Origin of the sequence: Kitasatospora sp. NPDC001540 (genome assembly GCF_042894345.1) — a bacterium.
GTDB classification, from domain to species: Bacteria; Actinomycetota; Actinomycetes; order Streptomycetales; family Streptomycetaceae; genus Kitasatospora; species Kitasatospora phosalacinea_C.
This window is the reverse complement of record NZ_JBIAVO010000015.1, coordinates 101,436-122,304: the sequence shown is the minus strand read 5'-3', so window position 1 is coordinate 122,304 and position 20,869 is coordinate 101,436. Positions and strand designations below refer to the sequence as shown.

At 72.1% G+C, this 20,869-nt stretch carries 18 protein-coding genes and 1 pseudogene; 3 read left to right on the top strand and 16 right to left on the bottom strand.

Translation table 11 applies throughout. The features are described from left to right. Positions 1–287 precede the first annotated feature (287 nt). Complete coding sequence (locus ACFY00_RS19565; RefSeq protein ID WP_388032745.1) at positions 288–1,253, top strand: LysR family transcriptional regulator; 966 nt, start codon at positions 288–290, stop codon at positions 1,251–1,253. On the opposite strand, the gene ACFY00_RS19560 is transcribed toward ACFY00_RS19565, so the two are convergent. The 4 genes from ACFY00_RS19560 to ACFY00_RS19545 form a co-directional block, all read right to left on the bottom strand. Then, positions 1,226–1,732, bottom strand: coding sequence for a GNAT family N-acetyltransferase (locus ACFY00_RS19560; RefSeq protein WP_388032744.1), 507 nt, complete (start codon positions 1,730–1,732; stop codon positions 1,226–1,228). The genes ACFY00_RS19565 and ACFY00_RS19560 overlap by 28 nt on opposite strands. 171 nt (positions 1,733–1,903) lie before the next feature. Continuing rightward, a complete protein-coding gene (gene aspS, locus ACFY00_RS19555; protein WP_388032743.1) occupies positions 1,904–3,694 on the bottom strand; it encodes an aspartate--tRNA ligase in 1,791 nt (596 codons plus the stop codon). Continuing rightward, the gene (hisS, locus tag ACFY00_RS19550; protein WP_388032742.1) at positions 3,691–4,953 is read right to left on the bottom strand and encodes a histidine--tRNA ligase; all 1,263 of its coding nucleotides are present in this window, start codon (positions 4,951–4,953) and stop codon (positions 3,691–3,693) included. The genes aspS and hisS overlap by 4 nt, the downstream gene beginning before the upstream one ends. 11 nt (positions 4,954–4,964) lie before the next feature. Beyond that, a complete protein-coding gene (locus ACFY00_RS19545; RefSeq protein ID WP_388032741.1) occupies positions 4,965–5,672 on the bottom strand; it encodes an MBL fold metallo-hydrolase in 708 nt (235 codons plus the stop codon). A 223-nt stretch (positions 5,673–5,895) separates the two neighbouring features. Between ACFY00_RS19545 and ACFY00_RS19540 the strand changes: the two genes are divergently transcribed. Further along, on the top strand, positions 5,896–6,645 hold the full coding sequence (locus ACFY00_RS19540; protein WP_388032740.1) for a peptidylprolyl isomerase: 750 nt from the start codon (positions 5,896–5,898) through the stop codon (positions 6,643–6,645). 207 nt (positions 6,646–6,852) lie between these two features. Then, positions 6,853–8,082: a DUF349 domain-containing protein gene (locus tag ACFY00_RS19535; RefSeq protein ID WP_388032739.1), complete on the top strand. Its 1,230-nt coding sequence runs from the start codon at positions 6,853–6,855 to the stop codon at positions 8,080–8,082. 65 nt (positions 8,083–8,147) lie between these two features. Here ACFY00_RS19535 and ACFY00_RS19530 read toward each other — a convergent pair whose 3' ends face one another. The 12 genes and pseudogenes from ACFY00_RS19530 to pdxS form a co-directional block, all read right to left on the bottom strand. Continuing rightward, entirely contained in the window at positions 8,148–8,942 is a 795-nt protein-coding gene (locus tag ACFY00_RS19530; RefSeq protein ID WP_388032738.1) for a hypothetical protein, read from the bottom strand. A 113-nt stretch (positions 8,943–9,055) separates the two neighbouring features. Beyond that, a pseudogene (locus tag ACFY00_RS19525) lies at positions 9,056–11,347 on the bottom strand (RelA/SpoT family protein); the annotation flags it as partial. A gap of 188 nt (positions 11,348–11,535) precedes the next feature. Beyond that, positions 11,536–12,090, bottom strand: coding sequence for an adenine phosphoribosyltransferase (locus ACFY00_RS19520; RefSeq protein ID WP_388032737.1), 555 nt, complete (start codon positions 12,088–12,090; stop codon positions 11,536–11,538). A gap of 19 nt (positions 12,091–12,109) precedes the next feature. Continuing rightward, entirely contained in the window at positions 12,110–13,222 is a 1,113-nt protein-coding gene (secF, locus tag ACFY00_RS19515) for a protein translocase subunit SecF (protein ID WP_388032736.1), read from the bottom strand. A 3-nt stretch (positions 13,223–13,225) separates the two neighbouring features. After that, positions 13,226–15,019, bottom strand: coding sequence for a protein translocase subunit SecD (gene secD, locus ACFY00_RS19510; RefSeq protein ID WP_388032735.1), 1,794 nt, complete (start codon positions 15,017–15,019; stop codon positions 13,226–13,228). A gap of 147 nt (positions 15,020–15,166) precedes the next feature. After that, positions 15,167–15,568 carry a preprotein translocase subunit YajC gene (yajC, locus tag ACFY00_RS19505; RefSeq protein WP_388032734.1) on the bottom strand — a complete coding sequence of 134 codons (402 nt, stop codon included), beginning with the start codon at positions 15,566–15,568 and terminating at the stop codon, positions 15,167–15,169. Between the two features lie 215 nt (positions 15,569–15,783). Further along, a complete protein-coding gene (gene ruvB / locus ACFY00_RS19500; RefSeq protein WP_388032733.1) occupies positions 15,784–16,887 on the bottom strand; it encodes a Holliday junction branch migration DNA helicase RuvB in 1,104 nt (367 codons plus the stop codon). Positions 16,888–16,927: 40 nt separating this feature from the next. Continuing rightward, the gene (gene ruvA / locus ACFY00_RS19495; RefSeq protein ID WP_388032732.1) at positions 16,928–17,539 is read right to left on the bottom strand and encodes a Holliday junction branch migration protein RuvA; all 612 of its coding nucleotides are present in this window, start codon (positions 17,537–17,539) and stop codon (positions 16,928–16,930) included. Between the two features lie 51 nt (positions 17,540–17,590). Then, the gene (ruvC, locus tag ACFY00_RS19490) at positions 17,591–18,163 is read right to left on the bottom strand and encodes a crossover junction endodeoxyribonuclease RuvC (RefSeq protein ID WP_388032731.1); all 573 of its coding nucleotides are present in this window, start codon (positions 18,161–18,163) and stop codon (positions 17,591–17,593) included. A gap of 115 nt (positions 18,164–18,278) precedes the next feature. Then, positions 18,279–19,034 carry a YebC/PmpR family DNA-binding transcriptional regulator gene (locus tag ACFY00_RS19485; RefSeq protein ID WP_388032730.1) on the bottom strand — a complete coding sequence of 252 codons (756 nt, stop codon included), beginning with the start codon at positions 19,032–19,034 and terminating at the stop codon, positions 18,279–18,281. Positions 19,035–19,132: 98 nt separating this feature from the next. Next, the gene (gene pdxT, locus ACFY00_RS19480; protein WP_388032729.1) at positions 19,133–19,741 is read right to left on the bottom strand and encodes a pyridoxal 5'-phosphate synthase glutaminase subunit PdxT; all 609 of its coding nucleotides are present in this window, start codon (positions 19,739–19,741) and stop codon (positions 19,133–19,135) included. A gap of 99 nt (positions 19,742–19,840) precedes the next feature. Next, a complete protein-coding gene (gene pdxS, locus ACFY00_RS19475) occupies positions 19,841–20,752 on the bottom strand; it encodes a pyridoxal 5'-phosphate synthase lyase subunit PdxS (RefSeq protein ID WP_285738255.1) in 912 nt (303 codons plus the stop codon). Positions 20,753–20,869 lie beyond the last annotated feature (117 nt).

The following is a 20,869-nucleotide window of genomic DNA, read 5'->3' as shown; positions in this document are numbered from 1 at the left end:
CCGGCCGGGCTTCTTCCCCGCCCGGTCGCCCTTGCCCGCCTCGCCCCTGCTCGACTTGCCCTTGCTCGACTTGCCCTTGCCTGCCGCCACTGCGTGCCTCCGCTCACCGCGCCGTCGACGATCACTCAGGCTAGGCCGCGGCGGGTCTCCGCGCAGGTCGAACGCCTTCCCCGGACGGGCACCGGCGGTCCCCCGTACCACCGGTGCCCGTCGCGCCGGGGAAGGCCGGACAACTGTGCGACACCCCCGGGGGTCGGGTCCAATGCATTGGTCCATAACCTGGTGGCATGGATGTGGACACCCGGATGTTGCGTTACCTGGCGGTGGTCGGCGAGGAGGGGCAGCTGACCGCGGCCGCGGCCCGGCTGGGAGTGAGCCAGCCGACGCTGACCAAGCAGGTGCGGGCGCTGGAGCGGGAGTTGGGGGTGGAGCTGTTCCGCCGCTCGCACGCCGGGGTGGCGCCGACGGCGGCGGGCGCCGAGCTGCTGGCGCACGCCGCGCCGCTGCTGGCGGGCTGGGAGGAGGCGCTGCGGGCGACCCGGAGGGCGGCGGCCGAGGCGGGCGGGGAGCTGCGGGTGGGCTTCGAGGGATCGACGATCAACCTGCTGGGCCGCGCCGCGGTGGAGGACTTCGCCCGCCGGATGCCGGGCTGGCGGGTGCGGATGCGGCAGAACAACTGGTTCGACGAGTCCTCCGGCCTGGCCTCGGGCGAGCTGGACCTGGCGCTGTGGCACGCCCCGGCCTCGATGACCGAGCGGTACGCGCACGTGCTGCTGGGCACCGAGGAGCGCTGGGTGGTGCTGGCGGCCGACCACCGGCTGGCGGCCCGGTCCGTGGTGGACGCGGAGGAGCTGTGGGACGAGCCGTTCGTGGCCGTCCCGGAGCAGGCCGGGGTGTGGCGGGACTACTGGCTGGGCGCGCCGGAGCGCGGCGGGCGGCCGGCCCGGATCGGGGCGGTGGCGCACAACTCGGACGAGTGGATGGCCGCGGTGGCCTGCGGGCAGGGGGTGGGGTTCGCGCCGCGCTCGGTGGGGCGCTGGGCGGGCCGTCCGGACGTCCGCTGCCTGCCGGTGCGCGGGCTGAGCCCGAGCCTGGTGGGGCTGTTCCGGCTGCCCGGCCGGGCGGCGACACCGGCCGTGGAGGCGTTCACGGAGTCCTGTCGGCTGCACTTCGAGGTGCAGTTCCGGGCGACCGGTGGCGGCCGGTCACCTGCGGGAACGGGGCCTCAGACCTCGGCGAACGGCGCGGGGTAGCGGCACACGCCGTGCGGGGCGCCGTCGGCGCCGGGCAGCCGCAGGGCCTGGAAGTACCCGTCGGGGACGTCGAACGGCCCGGTGATCCGGTGCCCGGAGGCGGGGGTGAAGCCGAACCGGCCGTAGTAGCCCGGATCGCCGAGCACCACCACGACGCGCTCCCCGGCCTCGGCCGCGGCCTCCAGGGCGGCCCGCACCACGGCGGTGCCGACGCCCTTGCGCTGCCACTCGGGGGCGACCGCGACGGGCGCCAGCGCGAGGCCCTTGCCGTTGCCGATCCGCAGCCGGGTGAGCAGCGCGTGGCCGATGACCACCTCGCGCTCGTCCACCGCGACCAGCGACAGGGCGGGCAGCCAGGCGGTGTCGCGGCGCAGCGCGTCCACCAGGTCCGCCTCCTCGGGGCCGGGGAAGGCCGCCATGTGCACCCGCCGGGTCTCGGCGGTGTCGGAGGGGAGTTCCACTCTGGTTCGTACGGTCATCCTCGACCCTTCTTGCGCTCTGCACCCCGTTGTGCAGCGTTCCGGGCGGTGCAGCGTTCCGGCCCCGGGCGGTGGCAGCCTACTCCTGGTGGGCGCGCACCGGCCGGGGCCGGAACAAATCGTGATCTCTGTGATGCCCCGTCAGAATTCGACGGGTCTTGTGACGGTCCGTCAGGCGGTCGGCTCGGCCTCGGCCTTGGCGGTCTCCTTGGCCTTGGGCTGGGCGTCCACGCCCGCCTCGCGGCGCTGGGCCGAGGTGATGGCGGTGGGGGCGCCGGTCAGCGGGTCGCCGCCGGTGGAGGTCTTCGGGAAGGCGATGACGTCCCGGATGGTGTCGTAGCCGCCCAGCAGGGTGACCACGCGGTCCAGGCCGAGCGCGATGCCGCCGTGCGGCGGCGGGCCGTAGTTGAAGGCGTCCAGCAGGAAGCCGAACTGCGAAGCGGCCTCCTCCTCGGACAGGCCGATCGCGTCGAACGCCCGCTTCTGCACCTCGCGCTGGTGGATGCGGATCGAACCGCCGCCCAGCTCCGAGCCGTTGAGCACCAGGTCGTACGCGTTGGAGAGCGCGCTGCCCGGGTCGGTGTCGAAGGTGGCGAGCGACTCGGCGGTCGGCGCGGTGAAGGGGTGGTGCACCGCGTGCCAGCCCTGGAACTCGCCCTTGTCGTCCTCGATCGGCTCGAACATCGGGAAGTCCACGACCCAGAGGAAGGCCCACTGGGACTCGTCGATCAGGTTGCAGCGGCGGCCGATCTCCAGGCGGGCGGCGCCCAGCAGCTCCTGCGAGGCGGTCTTCTTGCCCGCGGCGAAGAACACCGCGTCGCCGGGCTTGGCGCCCGCGGCGGCGGCCAGGCCGGACAGGTGCTCCTCGGACAGGTTCTTGGCGACCGGACCGCGCAGCTCGCCGGTCTCGGCGTCCACCAGGACGTACGCGAGGCCGCGGGCGCCGCGGGCCTTCGCCCAGTCCTGCCAGGCGTCGAGCTGCTTGCGGGGCTGCGAGGCGCCGCCGGGCATCACGACCGCGCCGACGTACGGAGCCTGGAAGACCCGGAACTCGGTGCCCTTGAAGTACTCGGTGAGGTCGGTGAGCTCCTGGCCGAAGCGGACGTCCGGCTTGTCGGAGCCGTAGCGCGCCATGGCGTCGGCGTAGGAGAGGCGGGGCAGCGGGTTGGGGATCTCGTACCCGTGCACCTCCTTCCAGATCCGGCCGACGATCTTCTCGCCCAGGGCCAGCACGTCCTCCTGGTCGACGAAGGAGGCCTCGATGTCGAGCTGGGTGAACTCCGGCTGCCGGTCGGCGCGGAAGTCCTCGTCGCGGAAGCAGCGGGCGATCTGGTAGTACCGCTCCATGCCGGCCACCATCAGCAGCTGCTTGAACAGCTGCGGGGACTGCGGCAGCGCGTACCAGTGGCCCGGCTGGAGGCGGACCGGGACGAGGAAGTCGCGGGCGCCCTCGGGGGTGGAGCGGGTCAGGTACGGGGTCTCGATGTCGAGGTAGTCGTTCTCCTCCATCACCGTGCGGATGATGTGGTTGACCTTCGAGCGCAGCCGCAGCGCGCGGGCCGGGCCCTCGCGGCGCAGGTCGAGGTAGCGGTAGCGCAGCCGCACCTCCTCGTTGACCGAACCGGGCTCGTACTCGGCGACCTGGAACGGCAGCGGCGCGGCCTCGGACAGCACCTCGATCGACTCGACGACGACCTCGACCGCGCCGGTCGGGATCTCCGGGTTCTCGTTGCCCTCGGGGCGGACCCGGACCTCGCCGACCACCTTCACGCAGTACTCGGAGCGCAGCCCGTGCACCGACTCCAGGTCGCGGACCACGACCTGCACGGTGCCCGAGGCGTCCCGCAGGTCGATGAAGGCCACGCCGCCGTGGTCGCGGCGGCGGGCCACCCAGCCGGCCAGGGTGACGGTGGTGCCGGCGTGCTCCGCGCGGAGCGTGCCCGCGTCGTGCGTGCGGATCACAGCTGCTTCTCCTTCAGGGTGGTGACGAGCGCCTCAAGGGCGACGGGGGTCTGCTCGCCGGACTCCATGTCCTTGAGCTGGACCACGCCCTCGGCGAGGTCCCGGTCGCCGGCGATCACGGCGAACCGGGCGCCGGATCGGTCCGCCGACTTCATGGCGTTCTTGATGCCCTTGACGCCGAACGCGAGGTCGGTGGCCACGCCGAGGCGGCGCAGCTCGACGGTCTTCGCGAACAGGACGGTCTTCGCCTCCTCGCTGAGCGCCACCGCGTACACCGCGGTGCTGGCGGGCAGGTCGAGGACGACGCCCTCGGCCTCCAGCGCGAGGTAGGTGCGGTCCACGCCGAGCGCCCAGCCGACCGAGGGCAGCGCCGGGCCGCCGATCATCTCGGACAGGCCGTCGTAGCGGCCGCCGCCGCCGATCGCGGACTGCGCGCCGAGGCGGTTGTGCACGAACTCGAAGGTGGTGCGGGTGTAGTAGTCCAGGCCGCGGACCAGCTTCGGGTCGTCGGTGAACGGGACGCCCGCGAGGGTGAGCAGTTCGCGGACCTTCTCGTCGTACCCCTTGCAGTCCTCGCACAGGTAGTCGCGCAGCCTCGGCGCGTCCACCAACTGGGCCTGGACGGCCTCTCGCTTGTCGTCCAGCACGCGCAGCGGGTTGATCTCGGCGCGGCGGCGGGTCTCCTCGTCCAGGTCCAGGCCGGAGAGGAACTCGACCAGCGCGGCGCGGTAGACCGGACGGCACTGCTTGTCGCCGAGGCTGTTGAGCAGCAGCGAGTAGTCGGACAGGCCGAGCGCGCGGAAGGCGTCGTCGGCCAGAATGATCAACTCGGCGTCCAGCGCCGGGTCCTCCGCGCCGATGGCCTCCGCGCCGACCTGCGAGAACTGCCGGTAGCGGCCCTTCTGCATCCGCTCGTAGCGGTAGTAGTTGCCGGAGTACCAGAGCTTGACCGGCAGGTTGCCCTGCTTGTGCAGGTTGGCCTGGAGGGCGGCGCGCAGCACCGATGCGGTGCCCTCGGGGCGCAGCGCGAGCTCGTCGCCGCCCCGGGTGGTCAGGTTGTACATCTCCTTGGTGACGATGTCGGTGGACTCGCCGACACCGCGGGAGAAGAGCTTCACGTCCTCGAAGACCGGGGTCTCGATGTAGCCGTAACCGGCCCGGCGCGCAGGGGCGGAGATCGCCTCGCGGACCGCCAGGAAGATCGCCGAGGTGGGCGGCAGCAGGTCGTAGGTGCCCTTGGGGGCGGTGAAGGTGCTCAACTTCTCTTCCGTCACATTCCTCGTCGCGGGAAGGCCGGCGCGCCCTGCGCACCGGCCGCCTGCTGGAGGTAGGGGTTGGTGGCGCGCTCTCGGCCGATGGTGGTCTGGGAGCCGTGGCCGGAGAGCACCACGGTCGCGTCGTCGAGGGGCAGGCACACCCGGGCCAGCGAGCGCATGATCGCCGCGCTGTCTCCGCCCGGGAGGTCGGTACGCCCGATGGAGCCGGCGAACAGCAGGTCGCCCGAGAACAGGACCGGGGGGATGTCCTGGGAGGCGGGCGTCCTGAACGTCACCGACCCCCCGGTATGGCCGGGGGCGTGGTCGACGGTGAGCCGCAGCCCGGCGAGTTCCAGCACGCCGCCGTCGGTCAACTCGCGGACGTCGTCCGGCTCCCCGACGGTGATCGAGCCCATCAGCTGCTGCCCGAGCGAGCGGCCGAGCGCCTTCTCCGGGTCGGCCAGCATGTAGCGGTCCTCGGGGTGGATCCAGGCGGGGACGCCCCGCGCGCCGCAGACCGGGACGACCGAGGCGACGTGGTCGATGTGCCCGTGGGTGAGCAGCACCGCGACCGGCTTGAGCCGGTGCTCGCGGACCAACTCCTCGACGCCGCGCGCCGCTTCGTGGCCCGGATCGACGATCACGCACTCCTCGCCGGCGGCGGGTGCGACCAGGTAGCAGTTGGTGCCCCAGGCCCCGGCGGGGAATCCGGCGACGAACACGCGAGTCCTTACGTTTCATGGCGGCGGTCTGCTTTTCCCCCGCAGCCTACCGGCGCCACCGGGCCGCGGGCGAACCGGTTACCTGGCGCGTTCAGCCGTTTCTCATGTCGAGCTGATCCCGTACTGACGCGCGGGGTCCTTACACTGGGCCGCCAGCGGGTGCGATGATCCGCACACAACAAACCAAGTCCCCGTTCCCACAGTCCGGCAGGAGAGACGTCCGGTGGTCAGCAGCGAACAGCGGCGGCGGCAGCTCGCCCGTGAGAAGTACGAGCGCCAGATGCAGGCCCGCGCGGAGGCCGCCGCCAAGCGCAGGAAGCGCAACGCGGTGGTCGCCTCGGTGCTGGCGGTGCTGGTGGTCGCCGGCGTCGCGTCCGTCGCGGGCGGCGTGTTCGACTCGGACAAGAAGAAGGACAAGAGCGCGTCCGCGGCGCCCTCCCCGTCCAGCAGCGGCAAGCAGTGGGCCGCCGAGCCCGCGATGTCGATCGACACCGCGGCCCAGTACACCGCGACGATGGACACCTCGGCGGGCAAGGTCACCTTCACCCTGGACGCGGCGAAGGCCCCGCACACCGTCAACTCCTTCGTGTTCCTGGCCGGTCAGCAGTTCTGGGACAACACCAAGTGCCACCGCCTGACCACGGAGGGCATCTACGTCCTGCAGTGCGGCGACCCGACCGGCACCGGATCGGGCGGCCCCGGCTACTCGTTCGCCGACGAGAACCTGACCGGCGCGACCTACCCCGCGGGCACCGTGGCGATGGCCAACTCCGGGGCGAACACCAACGGCAGCCAGTTCTTCCTGGTCTACAAGGACACCCAACTGCCGCCCAGCTACACCCCGTTCGGCAAGATCACCGGCGGCCTGGACGTGCTGCAGAAGATCGCCGCCGCCGGTGTCCAGGGCGGTGGCGGCGACGGCGCGCCCGCGACCCCGGTCAACGTCGCCAGCATCACCACCGCCAAGGGCTGACCCGCCGCGAAAATCGACCGGCGCCGGATGCGGACAGCACCGGCGCTGGTCGCCTATGTTGCTGTTGTATAGGGTGCCCTGACCGTCGGCCGTCACCCTCGGCACAACCCAACGACGGCTCGGGACGGCGGACTCCATCGGTCCGCCGCACATCAACTGTGGACGACGCTCCCGCCCGTGGGCGTGGCGTCATGTGGAGGAGGCGCTGTGAGCAGCGACCCGTGGGGCCGTGTCGACGAGCAGGGGAACGTCTACGTGAGGACGGCCGACGGCGAACGCCAGGTCGGCTCCTGGCAGGCCGGCTCCCCCGAGGAGGCCCTCGCCTACTTCGAGCGCAAGTTCCAGGGCCTGGAGGCGGAGACCGCCCTCCTGGAGCACCGGGTCCGCAAGACCGACCTGGCCGCCAAGGAGGCGCAGGCCGCGCTGGAGCACCTGCGCGCGCAGGTCACCGAGGCCCACGCGGTCGGCGACCTGGCCTCGCTGGCCGCCCGCCTGGACGCCCTGGCCGGTGAGATCGAGACCCGGCAGAGCGAGCGCAGGGCCGCCCGGGCCAAGGCCCAGGAGGAGACCCGCGCCGCCAAGGAGGCGCTGGTCGCCGAGGCCGAGCAGCTCGCCGAGTCCAACCAGTGGCGGGAGGCCGGCGACCGGCTGCGCGCCCTGGTCGACAGCTGGAAGGCGCTGCCGCGGCTGGACCGCAAGAGCGACGACGAGCTGTGGCACCGCTTCTCGCACGCCCGCTCGGTGTTCTCCAAGCACCGCAAGGCGCACTTCGCGGCCCTGGACTCCGAGCGCGAGGCCGCCCGCGCGATCAAGGAGAAGCTGGTCGCCGAGGCCGAGGCGCTGTCCGGCTCCACCGAGTGGGGGCCGACCGCCGCCGCCTACCGCGACCTGATGACCCAGTGGAAGGCCGCCGGCCGCGCCCAGCGGGACGCGGAGGAGGAGCTGTGGGCCCGCTTCCGCGGCGCCCAGGACGTCTTCTTCCAGGCCCGCTCCGGCGCGTTCTCCGAGCGCGACGCCGAGCAGGGCGAGAACCAGAAGGCCAAGGAGGCCCTGCTGGTCGAGGCCGAGGCGATCCTGCCGATCACCGACCTGAAGGCCGCCAAGGCCGCGCTGCGCTCCGTCGCCGAGCGCTGGGAGGCCATCGGCCACGTCCCGCGCGACGCCCGTCCGAAGCTGGACGGCCGGCTGGCCGCGGTGGAACGCGCCGTCCGCGAGGCCGAGGAGGCCGAGTGGCAGCGCTCCAACCCGGAGGCCCGGGCCCGCGCCACCGGCATGACCGCCCTGCTGCAGGCCGCCGTGGACAAGCTCCGCGCCGACCTGGACAAGGCGCGCGCCGCGGGCAACACGTCCCGGGCCGCGAAGCTGGAGGCCGAGCTGGAGGGCCGCCAGGCGCTGCTCGACCAGGCGCAGAAGTCGCTGCAGGAGTTCACCTCCTGAACCCCGCCTGAACCCCGCCCGCACCGAGGGCCCCCGTCCGCCGGACGGGGGCCCTTCGCGTGGTCTCAGACCACGCTGCTGGAGGGGGCGGGCGACTGCAGCTGGTCCAGGTCCAGGCTCTGCTCGGGGCCGGGGGTGGCGCTGGGCACCGGGGTGCCGAAGTCGCTGAACTCGACCGTCCCGGTGCTCTTCTCCAGCTTCAGCGGGACCGGCGAGCCGGTGGTGGCCACGTACAGGGTGCCGGTGCCGGTGCCGGAGTCGGCGGTCAGGGTGAGCGCGGGGCGGCCCTCCACGGTGGTCGGGGCGCCCTTGGCCAGGCCGGTCCTGCCGGTGCCGAGCTGGTCGGCCAGCCCGGTGAGGTCGCACAGCTCGCCGATCTCGGCGAAGTCCGGGTTGTCGCTGCCGGTCTTCAGGTAGCGGTCGCCGACCAGCCGGGAGAGCGCCTCGCCGCCGTGGGTCCGCCAGAACTCCTGGTCCGGCTTGACCCACAGGTCGGGCCCGGCCTTGACCACCTGGAAGCTGCCGACGCCGCTCTGGCCGAGCGTGCCGGTGCAGTTGCCCGCGGTGTCCAGCCGCAGGTCCAGGTCGATCCGGGCGCCCTGGCTGCTGACCGCGCCGACCGTCCGCACCGCGCCCGCGCCCTTGAGGGCCTGCACCGACTGCTGCAGCACCTGGTCGGCGGGCAGCTGCCCGATCCCGTTGTCGCCGTCGCTGGTGGCGGCCGCCGCGGAGGCCGAGACCGCGCTGCCGGTGCCGCTCGCCGCCGGGCTGCCGCCGCCCCCGGCGCCGCCCGGGCCGCCGGAGCCGCCGCACCCGACCGCCAGCGCCGCGGCGAGCGCCGCGCCGGTCACTGCCGTCATCACCCGTATCCCGTGCACCGCGCCTCCAGGAAAGCCGACCGCCCCCACCCGGCCAGTGTCGGCGGGGAGGGGGCGGGCGGCGACCGGAGCGGCGGCGGGCGGCCGGGCGGCGGCTACTTGTTGCGGGCCGAGGTGACCCGGTAGACGTCGTACACGCCCTCGACGCCGCGCACCGCCTTGAGCACGTGGCCCAGGTGCTTGGGGTCGCCCATCTCGAAGGTGAACCGGCTCATCGCTACCCGGTCCCGGGAGGTCTGGACGGCCGCCGACAGGATGTTGACGTGCTGGTCGGAGAGCACCCGGGTGACGTCGGAGAGCAGCCGGGAGCGGTCCAGCGCCTCGACCTGGATGGCGACCAGGAAGACCGAGGACTGGGTGGCCGCCCACTCGACCTCGATCATCCGCTCGGGCTGCTGCTGCAGGGACTCCACGTTGACGCAGTCCGCGCGGTGCACCGAGACGCCGTTGCCGCGGGTGATGAAGCCGACGATCGGGTCGCCGGGCACCGGCGTGCAGCAGCGCGCCAGCTTCACCCACACGTCGTCCACGCCCTTGACGATGACGCCCGGGTCGCCCTTGGCGCGGCGCCGCATCGCGCGCGGCTGGTGCGAGGGGGTGGCGGTCTCGGCGAGGTCCTCGACCGCGCCCTCCTCGCCGCCCATCGCCTGGACCAGCTTCTGCACGATCGCCTGCGCGGCGACGTGGCCCTCGCCGATCGCCGCGTACAGCGAGGAGATGTCCGGGTAGCGCATCTCGTGGGCCAGGGTGACCAGCGAGTCCCCGGTGAGGATCCGCTGGATCGGCAGGCCCTGCTTGCGCATCGCCCGGGCGATCGCCTCCTTGCCCTGCTCGATCGCCTCCTCGCGGCGCTCCTTGGAGAACCAGGCGCGGATCTTGTTGCGGGCCCGGGGCGACTTGACGAAGCTCAGCCAGTCCCGGGACGGGCCGGCGTTCTCCGCCTTGGAGGTGAAGACCTCGACCGTGTCGCCGTTCTCCAGCGTCGACTCCAGCGGCACCAGGCGGCCGTTGACCCGGGCGCCGATGCACCGGTAGCCGACCTCGGTGTGCACCGCGAACGCGAAGTCCACCGGGGTGGCCTGCGCGGGCAGCGCTATCACGTCGCCCTTCGGGGTGAAGACGAACACCTCGTTGCTGGAGAGGTCGAAGCGCAGCGACTCCAGGAACTCGCTCGGGTCCTCGGTCTCCTTCTGCCAGTCCAGCAACTGCCGCAGCCAGGCCATCTCGTTGACCGCGTCGGCCTTGTCGTGCTGCCGCCCGTGGGTGGGCGTGTCGGTGCGCACCTTGGACGCCCCGGCCACCGCGCGCTGCTTGTACTTCCAGTGCGCGGCGATGCCGTACTCGGCGCGGCGGTGCATGTCGAAGGTGCGGATCTGCAGTTCGACGGGCTTGCCGCCCGGGCCGATCACCGTGGTGTGCAGCGACTGGTACATGTTGAACTTGGGCATCGCGATGTAGTCCTTGAACCGCCCCGGCACCGGGTTCCACCGCGCGTGGATGGTGCCCAGCGCCGCGTAGCAGTCGCGGACGGTGTCGACCAGGACCCGGATGCCCACCAGGTCGTAGATCTCGGCGAAGTCCCGGCCCCGGACGATCATCTTCTGGTAGACCGAGTAGTAGTGCTTGGGGCGGCCGGTGACCTGCGCGGTGATCCGGGCCCCGCGCAGGTCGCCCTGCACCTGGTCGATCACGGTGGCCAGGTACTCGTCGCGCTTGGGGGCGCGCTCGGCCACCAGCCGGACGATCTCGTCGTACATCTTGGGGTAGAGGATGGCGAAGGCCAGGTCCTCCAGCTCCCACTTGATGGTGTTCATGCCCAGCCGGTGCGCCAGCGGGGCGTAGATCTCCAGCGTCTCGCGGGCCTTCTTCTCCTGCTTCTCCCGCTTCAGGTAGCGCATCGTGCGCATGTTGTGCAGCCGGTCGGCGAGCTTGATCACCAGGACCCGCGGGTCCTTGGCCATCGCCACGACCATCTTGCGGACGGTCTCCGCCTGCGCGGCCTCGCCGAACTTCACCCGGTCCAGCTTGGTCACGCCGTCGACCAGCAGCGCCACCGCGTCGCCGAAGTCGACCCGGAGCGTCTCCAGGCCGTAGTCGGTGTCCTCCACGGTGTCGTGCAGCAGGCCCGCCATCAGCGTCGGCGCGTCCATCCCCAGCTCGGCCAGGATGGTCGCCACCGCCAGCGGGTGGGTGATGTACGGGTCGCCGCTCTTGCGCTTCTGCCCGCGGTGCCACTTCTCCGCGACGGCGTACGCCCGCTCGATGTCCTTCAGCAGCCCGGGGTCGGCCTTGGGGTCGTTGGCCCGGATCGTCCGGAACAGCGGTTCCAGCACCGGGTTGACCATCGAACTGCGCTGACCGCCCAGCCGCGCAAGCCGAGCCCGCATCCCGCCCGGCGAGGGACGGGAACTGGCGGCAGCGGCCGTGGGCACAACCTCGTCGGGCAAGGACACTCCTACGTCGGATCAACCTTCATCGTACCGACAGCGCGCGCCCCCGCGGCGGCGCGTCCGCCCCGGGAACGCGAGCGCCCGGGAACGGTCGCGTTCCCGGGCGGCTCTCGAACAGGGCGGCGTCACACCACGACGAGGGTCTCCAGCGGTGCGCCGCGCAGGTGCGAAGCGAGCTTCGCGCGCCCCGGCAGGAAGCCGAGCTCCATCAGCACGACCACGCCGACCAGCTCGGCCCCGGCCTCCTGCACGAGGTCCAGCGAGGCGGCGATCGTCCCGCCGGTGGCCAGCACGTCGTCCACCACCAGGACCCGCTCGCCCGGCTCGAAGGCGTCGCACTGGACCTCCAGCGTCGCCGACCCGTACTCCAGGTCGTACGAGCGGGAGAACACCTCGCCGGGCAGCTTGCCCTTCTTGCGGATCGGGACGAACCCAAGGCCCGCGGCGAACGCGGCGGGCGCGGCGAGGACGAACCCCCGCGCCTCCAGCCCGACCACCTTGGTGGCACCGAGCTCCTTGGCCCGATCGGCCAGCGCCCGGGTCAGCGCGCCGAACGCCTCGGCGTCGGCGAGCAGGGGGGCGATGTCCTTGAACAGGACGCCCGGCTTCGGGTAGTCCTGCACGTCCCGGATCCGGCTGTTGAGCAGCTCGGACAGGACGGGATCGGTGGTGGAGGTCACGGGGGTTCCTTCGCGGGGGTCAGCGCTTGCCGGACGGCCGGCCCTTGCCCCTGGCGCGGCTGGTCGGCTGGTTACGCTGTCCGACCATACCGGCCGGGACCCCGTCCTCGGCGTCCTGGCCGCTGTCGGGCTCCTCACCCCGGGCGGCGGCCTCGGCCGCGGCCTTGGCCTCGGAGGCCCGGCGCTGGGCGACCCGCTTGGCCAGCGCCTTCATGTCCGGGGCCTGCTCCTTGAGCTGCGCGAGCAGCGGGGTGGCCACGCAGATGGAGGAGTAGGCACCGGCCGCGAGGCCGATGAACAGGGCCAGCGAGATGTCGTTCAGGGTGCCCGCGCCGAGCAGGCCGCCGCCGATGAACAGCAGCGCGGAGACCGGCAGCAGCGCCACGACCGTGGTGTTGATGGAGCGCACCAGGGTCTGGTTGAGGCCGTGGTTGGCGGCCTCGCTGTAGGTGCGGCGGCTCTGCTTGGTGAGGCCCCGGGTGTTCTCCTTCACGGTGTCGAAGACGACCACCGTGTCGTAGAGCGAGTAGCCGAGGATGGTCAGGAAGCCGATCACGGTGCCCGGGGTGACCTCGAAGCCGACCAGGGCGTACACGCCGATGGTGATCAGGAGGTCGTGGATCAGGGCGACCAGGGCGGCCACCGCCATCCGCCACTCGAAGGCGATCGCCATGTAGACGGTCACCAGCACCATGAAGACGATCAGGCCGGTCAGCGCCTTCTTGGAGATGTCGGCACCCCAGGAGGGGCCGATCACCTGGGCGTTGATGTCCTTCTCCTGGACGCCGATCGCCTGCGAGAACTCCTTGGTGAAGGTGGTCGCCGGGATCGACTCCTGCGCGCTGACCTGGACCCGGACGTCGCCCTTGTCCGTGGTCTGCACCAGCGCGGTCTTGGAGCCGATGATCTTGTCGGCGGTCTCCTTCGCCTGCGAGGCCGACAGGCCGGGCTTGTGCACGGTGTAGACCGAGCCGCCCTTGAACTCGATGCCCAGGTGCAGGCCCATGGCCAGGCCGACGGCCGCCACCAGGACGATCACCGCCGAGATCGAATACCAGATCTTCCGCTTGCCCACGAAGTCGAAGGAGACCTCGCCCTGGTAGAGGCGGTGACCGATGTTGCGGAGCGACATGGGTCAGACCTCCTGGGTCGTGGTGGGACGGCGGCGGGAGCCGCGGATCGGCGGACGGGCGCCGAGCCGCTTCGGGTCCAGGCCGGACATCGGGTGGCCGCCGGCGAAGAACTTGGTGCGGGCGAGCAGGCTGATCAGCGGCTTGGTGAACAGGAAGATCACCACGACGTCGAGCAGGGTGGTCAGGCCCAGCGTGAAGGCGAAGCCCTGCACCTTGCCGACCGACACCAGGTACAGCACCGCGGCGCACAGGAAGGACACGAAGTCCGAGACCAGGATGGTGCGCCGGGCCCGCGGCCAGGCGCGCTGCACGGCGGCCCGCAGCTGGGCGCCCTCGCGGACCTCGTCCCGGATGCGCTCGAAGTACACGATGAAGGAGTCCGCGGTGATGCCGATCGCGACGATCGCGCCGCAGACCGCGGGCAGGTTCAGCGCGAAGCCGATGCCCGCGCCGAGCAGGCTCATGATCGACCAGGTCAGGACCGCCGAGACGACCAGACCGGCGATCGAGACCAGGCCCAGGCCGCGGTAGTAGACCAGCGAGTACGCGACCACCAGGACCATGCCGATCAGACCGGCGACCAGGCCGGCCTTCAGCTGCTCGGAGCCGAGCTGCGGGGAGACGGTGGTGACGTCGCTCTTCACGAAGTCCAGCGGGAGCGCGCCGTAGCTCAGCACGTTCGCCAGCGACTTGGCGTCGTCCGCGGTGAAGGTGCCGCTGATCACGGCGCTGCCGCCGGTGATCGACTCCGACACGTACGGGTGCGAGACGACCTGGCCGTCCAGCACGATCGCGAACTGGTTGGCCGGGGAGGTCTGGGCGGCCAGCTGCTTGGTGGTGTCGGCGAAGGCCTTGGAGCCGGCGTCGTTGAACGACAGGTCGACCATCCAGCCCTTGCCGCCCTGGGGGTCGAGGACGGCCTGCGCCTTGGTGACGTCCGAGCCGTTCACCGCGACGCCGCCGAGCACGAACTTGTACCAGATGCCGCTCTCGGCGTCGTACGAGCAGGCGATCGCCGGGGCGCTCGGGTCGTTGGCCTTCTGGTAGTTCACCCGCTGCGACTCGTTGGTGCAGTCCAGCGCGGCGTACTGCTGCTGCAGGGCGAGGGTCGCGGCGTCCGGGGTCGGCGCGGCGCTCGGGTCGGCCGCGGGGGCCGAGGCGGCGGCGCTCGGCTGGGCCGAGGCGGAGCCGCCCGCGGAGGCGGAGGCCGACGGGTCGGCCTGCAGCGCGCCGGAGAGGGCGCGGCCGGCCTTGGTGGCGGAGGCGGAGGCGCTCGCGGAGGCGCCGGCCGAGGCGGAGGCGCCGCTGCCCGCGCTCGCGGAGGCGCTCGCGCTCGGGGCGGCCGAGGCCCCGGCGCCCGAGGAGGCGGAGGCCGACGGCTGGGGCTGCTGGGCGGCCGCGCCGGACGGCTCCAGGGTCAGCACCGGGCGGAAGTAGAGCTTGGCGGTGTCGCCGACCTTGTCGACGGACTGCTGCGTGTTACCACCGTCGGGAATGTTGACGATGATGTTCGCATTGCCCTGGGTCTGCACCTCCGCCTCGGAGACGCCCATGCCGTTGACGCGCTTCTGGATGATGCTGACCGCGGTGTCCAGATTGGTCTTGTTGACCGCGGAAGGATCATCGGACTTAGCGGTCAGCGTGACGCTGGTGCCACCGGCGAGGTCGATTCCGAGACGCGGCTTGGTGCTGCCCGTCCCGAACATGAGGGCCACAAGGCCGACGGTGACCACCAGGATGAGCGCCAGCGCCCGTCCCGGGTATCCGTCGCGCGACCGCGACTTGGGTGTTGCCACCTTGCTCGTTTCTCCCTGTCCATGCCGCCCGGCGGCCGGCCTCCGGCTCCGCGCTGGGCGGGTGCCGGAAGGCGGCGGACGCACGACGGCCCAAGAGTCCTGTTGGGCTTGCGGCGGATGCCGCTGGTCGAGGGTGCCCCGACCGTACTACTTGCTCTCGGGAGCCTCGGCGTCGGCCTTCGCCTCGTCCTTGGACAGGCTCAGCGGCTTCTCGTCGGCGTCCGCGACCTGCCCGGCGTCCTCGGCGTCCGCGACGGCCTCGTCCTCCGCGGGGCGACCGTTGATGATCGCGTCGTACTCCAGCGGCTCCAGGACGGCCGCGATCGCGCCCTTGGTGTAGTGGGCCACCACGCCGGGGGAGACCTCCAGCTCGACCGTCTCGTCGTTGACCGCCTTCACCAGCGCGTACATGCCGCCGATGGTGCGCACGCCCGACCCCGGCTGCAGCGCGGTCTGCATGCTCTGCATCTGGGCCTGACGCTTCTTCTGCGAGCGCATCATCATGAAGATGGCGAGCAGGGGGAGGAGAAGGATGATGTAAGAGAACACAGCCAGGGTCCTTTGTGGGCCGCCTTCCGGCAGCCAGTGCGTGTACGTCGGCCCGTCGGGCGAGAGGGGCGGTCCGGCGGAGTCTAGGCGACCCGCACTGAACGGACAACGCCAAGCATGCCAGTGTGCCGCCGAAAGTGGCGAGCCTTGGCATGCACATAAACTCCCGATAAGGCGCCGGAGTTATCCCCGGAACCTCCCGCGCGGCGGCCGCGTCATGCCTGGCCCTCGACCCACAGCCCGTTCTGCTGCCCGCCCGGCGCCGCCTTCGGCGCCCGCGCCGACTGCGGCGGGGTCAGCCCCAGGTGCTGCCAGGCCGCCGCGGTGGCGATCCGCCCGCGCGGGGTGCGCGCCAGCAGGCCCTCCCGGACGAGGAAAGGTTCAGCCACCTCCTCGACCGTCTCCGCCTCCTCCCCCACCGCCACCGCCAGCGTGGACAGGCCCACCGGGCCGCCGCCGAACAGCTTCAGCAGCGCCGCCAGCACCGCCCGGTCCAGCCGGTCCAGGCCGCGGGCGTCCACCTCGTAGACCTCCAGCGCCTGCGCGGCGATCTCCCGGGTGACCAGGCCGTCGTGCCGGACCTGCGCGAAATCCCTCACCCGGCGCAACAGCCGGTTGGCGATCCGCGGCGTGCCGCGCGAGCGCCCGGCGATCTCGGCCGCGCCCGCCGGGTCGATCTCCACGTCCAGCAGGCCCGCCGAGCGGTGCACCACCCGCTCCAGCTCGGCCGGGGCGTAGAACTCCATGTGGCCGGTGAAACCGAACCGGTCGCGCAGCGGCGGCGGCAGCAGACCCGCCCGGGTGGTCGCGCCGACCAGGGTGAACGGCGGCAGCTCCAGCGGGATCGCGGTGGCGCCGGGGCCCTTGCCGACGATCACGTCGACCCGGAAGTCCTCCATCGCCATGTACAGCATCTCCTCGGCGGGCCGGGACATCCGGTGGATCTCGTCGAGGAACAGCACCTCGCCCTCGGTCAGCGAGGAGAGGATCGCGGCCAGGTCGCCCGCGTGCTGGATCGCCGGGCCGGAGGTGATCCGGATCGGGGCGTTCAGCTCGGCCGCGATGATCATCGACAGGGTGGTCTTGCCCAGCCCGGGCGGGCCGCTCAGCAGCACGTGGTCCGGCGCGGCGCCGCGCTTGCGGGCCGCCTGCAGGACCAGCGAGAGCTGCTCGCGCACCCGCTCCTGCCCGATGAACTCCTCCAGCAGCTTGGGCCGCAGCGCGGCCTCCACCGCCTGGTCCTCACCGTCGGCGGACGCCGTCACCAGGCGGTCGGCGGGGTCGGACTCGTACGGGTTCATCGGGAAACCGCTCTCCATGTCGACTTGGTGACGTGTCGTCACATTGCTTCGGCGCTGTTCAGCGGGCCCGGTTCAGGCCGCGCAGGGCCAGCCGGAGCAGGGCGCCCACGTCCGGCACGGACTGCGCCTCGGCGTCCGGCGCGACCCGGGCCACCGCCTCGTCCGCCTCCCGCGGAGCGTAGCCCAGGCCCACCAGCGCGGAGTGCAACTGCTCGTGCCAGGGGGCCGGACCGGAGGCGATCGGCTTCTGCGCGGGGACGGTGCCGTGCGGGGCGCCGAGCTTGTCCTTGTACTCCAGCAGCAGCTTGGCCGCCTTCGCCTTGCCGATGCCGGGCACCGCGATCAGCGCCTTCTCGTCGCCGCCCGCGACCGCCACCCGCAGCGCCTCCGGCGAGTGCACCCCCAGGATCGCCTGGGCCAGTTTCGGCCCGACCCCGGGCGCGGCCTGCAGCACCTCGAACGTCGCCCGCTCGTCGTCGTCCACGAAGCCGAACAGCGTCAGCGAGTCCTCCCGGACCACCAGCGAGGTCGCCAGCCGGGCCACCTCCCCCACCCGCAGCGTCGCCAGCGTGGTCGGCGTGCACTGCACAGCCATCCCCACCCCGCCGACCTCCACCACGGCCACCCCGGCCCCCACCACCGCAACCGGCCCCTGCACAAAGGCGATCATGGTGAAGTCGTTCCTCTCGATGGTTCCGATGCTTGCCGTGCGCCGAGCCCGTCAGGGGCGCGGGGAACTGCGCGAGCGGCCCGGCGCCGCGCCGTGCCAGGAACCGCCGCCCGGGCCGTGGGCCTTGATCGCGGCGGTCAGGCGGTTGGTGGTGCCGCCGCGCCAGATGTGGCAGATGGCCAGGGCCAGGGCGTCCGCCGCGTCGGCGGGCTTGGGCGGGGCGTCGAGCCGCAGGATGCGGGTGACCATGGCGGTGACCTGCGCCTTGTCGGCGCGGCCGGAGCCGGTGACGGCGGCCTTGACCTCGCTGGGGGTGTGCAGCGTGACGGGGATGCCGCGGCGGGTCGCGCACAGCACGGCGACCGCGGAGGCCTGCGCGGTGCCCATCACGGTGCGCACGTTGTGCTGGGCGAACACCCGCTCCACCGCGACGAGTTCGGGCTCGTACCGGTCGAGCCAGGACTCCAGGCCCTGCTCGATGGCGAGCAGCCGCGGACCGATCTCGTCCTCCGCGGGCGTGCGCACCACGCCGACGCCGAGCATCGCCAACTGCCGCCCGGGCAGCCCTTCGACCACCCCGACGCCGCACCTGGTCAGCCCAGGGTCCACACCCAGCACTCGCACGGCCCCGCCTCTCTCCGACCTGCGCAGGTTACCCCCGGCCACCGACAACCGGTCCCGGACACGCCTCCGCCCGGCGGCCACCAGCGGGCCGCCGGGCGGGGTTGCCGGAGCGGACTCAGGCGTCCAGCTCGGCCATGACCTCGTCGGAGACGTCGAAGTTGGCGAAGACGTTCTGCACGTCGTCGCTGTCCTCCAGCGCGTCGATCAGCTTGAAGATCTTGCGGGCGCCCTCGGCGTCCAGCTCGACCTGCATGCTGGGGACGAAGTTGGCGTCGGCGGAGTCGTAGTCGATGCCCGCGTCGACCAGCGCGGTGCGGACCGCGACCATGTCGGTGGCCTCGGACATCACCTCGAAGGCCTCGCCGAGGTCGTTGACCTCCTCGGCACCGGCGTCCAGCACGACGTCCAGGATCTTGTCCTCGTCCACGCCGTCGGCCTTGGGGACGATCACGACGCCCTTGCGGTTGAACAGGTAGGAGACCGAGCCCGGGTCGGCCATGCTGCCGCCGTTGCGGGTCATCGCGACGCGCACGTCGGAGGCGGCGCGGTTGCGGTTGTCGGTGAGGCACTCGATCAGCACGGCCACGCCGTTGGGGCCGTAGCCCTCGTACATGATCGTCGAGTAGTCGGCGCCGCCGGCCTCCGCGCCGGAGCCGCGCTTGACGGCGCGGTTGATGTTGTCGATCGGGACGGAGCTCTTCTTCGCCTTCTGGATGGCGTCGTAGAGCGTCGGGTTGCCGGCCGGGTCGCCGCCGCCGGTGCGGGCCGCCACCTCGATGTTCTTGATCATCTTGGCGAAGAGCTTGCCGCGCTTGGCGTCGATCGCGGCCTTCTTGTGCTTGGTGGTAGCCCACTTAGAGTGGCCGGACATCGCCAGCTCCTTTTCGTCGCCAATGGGAAATGAACAGGGGAGATCCTACCGGTGCCGCACCATCAGGTGGCACACGGTCACCGCGCCGCCCGGGGCGCTCAGCGCGCCGCGGCCTCGACCATCCGGACGAAGTACTCGTGGACGCGGTGGTCGCCGGTCAGCTCCGGGTGGAAGGAGGTGGCCAGCAGGTTGCCCTGGCGCACCGCGACGATCCGGGCGTCCGGACCGTCCGCGGCCGGGACCTCGGCGAGCACCTCGACGCCCGCGCCGACCGCCTCGACCCAGGGGGCGCGGATGAACACGCCGGTGACCGGGTCGCCCAGGCCCGCGAACGGGATGGCGGTCTCGAAGGACTCGTTCTGCCGGCCGAAGGCGTTGCGGCGCACGGTCATGTCGATGCCGCCGACGGTCTCCTGGTCGTCCCGGCCGTCCAGGATCTTGTCCGCCAGCATGATCATGCCCGCGCAGGTGCCGTACACCGGCATGCCGGCCGCGACCCGCTCGCGCAGCGGCTCCATCAGGCCGAACAGCACGGCCAGCTTGGAGATGGTGGTGGACTCGCCGCCGGGCATCACCAGCGCGTCCACCTCGGCCAGCTCCTCCGGGCGGCGCACCGGCCGGGCCAGCGCGTCGGCGGCGGCCAGCGCCACCAGGTGCTCGCGGACGTCGCCCTGCAGGGCCAGGACGCCGATGGTGGGGGTGCTCACGGTCTCACTACCTCTTCGTTCTCGAACTACAGGGCCCGGACGCCACGCAGCGGCCCGCCGTGCCGGGAACTCGCACGGCGGGCCGGACGCGTGGAGCGCTTACCAGCCGCGGTTGGCGTAGCGCTCGGTCTCCGGCAGGGTGTCGCAGTTGATGCCGACCATGGCCTCGCCCAGGTTGCGGGAGGCGTCCGCGATGATCTTCGGGTCGTCGTAGAAGGTGGTGGCCTTGACGATGGCGGCGGCGCGCTTGGCCGGGTCGCCCGACTTGAAGATGCCGGAGCCGACGAAGACGCCCTCGGCGCCGAGCTGGCGCATCAGCGCGGCGTCGGCCGGGGTGGCCACGCCACCGGCGGAGAACAGCACGACCGGCAGCTTGCCGAGCTCGGCGACCTCGCGGACCAGCTCGTACGGGGCGCGCAGCTCCTTGGCGGCGGCGTACAGCTCGTTGTTGTCGAAGCCGCGCAGCTTGGCGATCTCGTTCTTGATCTGGCGCAGGTGGCGGACGGCCTCCACCACGTTGCCGGTGCCGGCCTCGCCCTTGGAGCGGATCATGGCCGCACCCTCGGCGATCCGGCGCAGCGCCTCGCCCAGGTTGGTGGCGCCGCAGACGAAGGGGGTGGTGAAGGCCCACTTGTCGGAGTGGTTGACCTCGTCGGCCGGGGTGAGGACCTCGGACTCGTCGATGTAGTCGACGCCCAGCGACTGCAGGACCTGGGCCTCGACGAAGTGGCCGATCCGGGACTTGGCCATCACCGGGATGGAGACGGCGCCGATGATCTCCTCGATCATGTTCGGGTCGGACATCCGGGCCACGCCGCCGTCCTTGCGGATGTCGGCGGGAACGCGCTCCAGCGCCATGACCGCGACCGCACCGGCGTCCTCGGCGATCTTCGCCTGCTCGGCGTTGACCACGTCCATGATCACGCCGCCCTTGAGCTGCTCGGCCATGCCGCGCTTGACCCGGGCGGTGCCGACCTGGGGCTGCTCAGCGGAAGTGGGGGTGGTGGACACGTAAGACCTCACTCAGGGATGAACCGGTGCTATCGATCTATCGTAGGCCCGGAGGCCCGCCGACCCATGCGCCACATGGTCCAGGGCCGTCCCCGACATACGACAATCAGGCCAGCG

Excerpts from the sequence above, each read along its gene's own strand:
- ACFY00_RS19565 (WP_388032745.1), top strand. The coding sequence starts at position 288 with ATGGATGTGGACACCCGGATGTTGCGTTACCTGGCGGTGGTCGGCGAG.
- ACFY00_RS19560 (WP_388032744.1), bottom strand. The coding sequence starts at position 1,732 with ATGACCGTACGAACCAGAGTGGAACTCCCCTCCGACACCGCCGAGACC.
- ACFY00_RS19530 (WP_388032738.1), bottom strand. The coding sequence starts at position 8,942 with ATGACGGCAGTGACCGGCGCGGCGCTCGCCGCGGCGCTGGCGGTCGGG.
- secF (WP_388032736.1), bottom strand. The coding sequence starts at position 13,222 with ATGTCGCTCCGCAACATCGGTCACCGCCTCTACCAGGGCGAGGTCTCC.
- ruvB (WP_388032733.1), bottom strand. The coding sequence starts at position 16,887 with ATGGAGAGCGGTTTCCCGATGAACCCGTACGAGTCCGACCCCGCCGAC.
- ruvA (WP_388032732.1), bottom strand. The coding sequence starts at position 17,539 with ATGATCGCCTTTGTGCAGGGGCCGGTTGCGGTGGTGGGGGCCGGGGTG.
- ACFY00_RS19485 (WP_388032730.1), bottom strand. The coding sequence starts at position 19,034 with ATGTCCGGCCACTCTAAGTGGGCTACCACCAAGCACAAGAAGGCCGCG.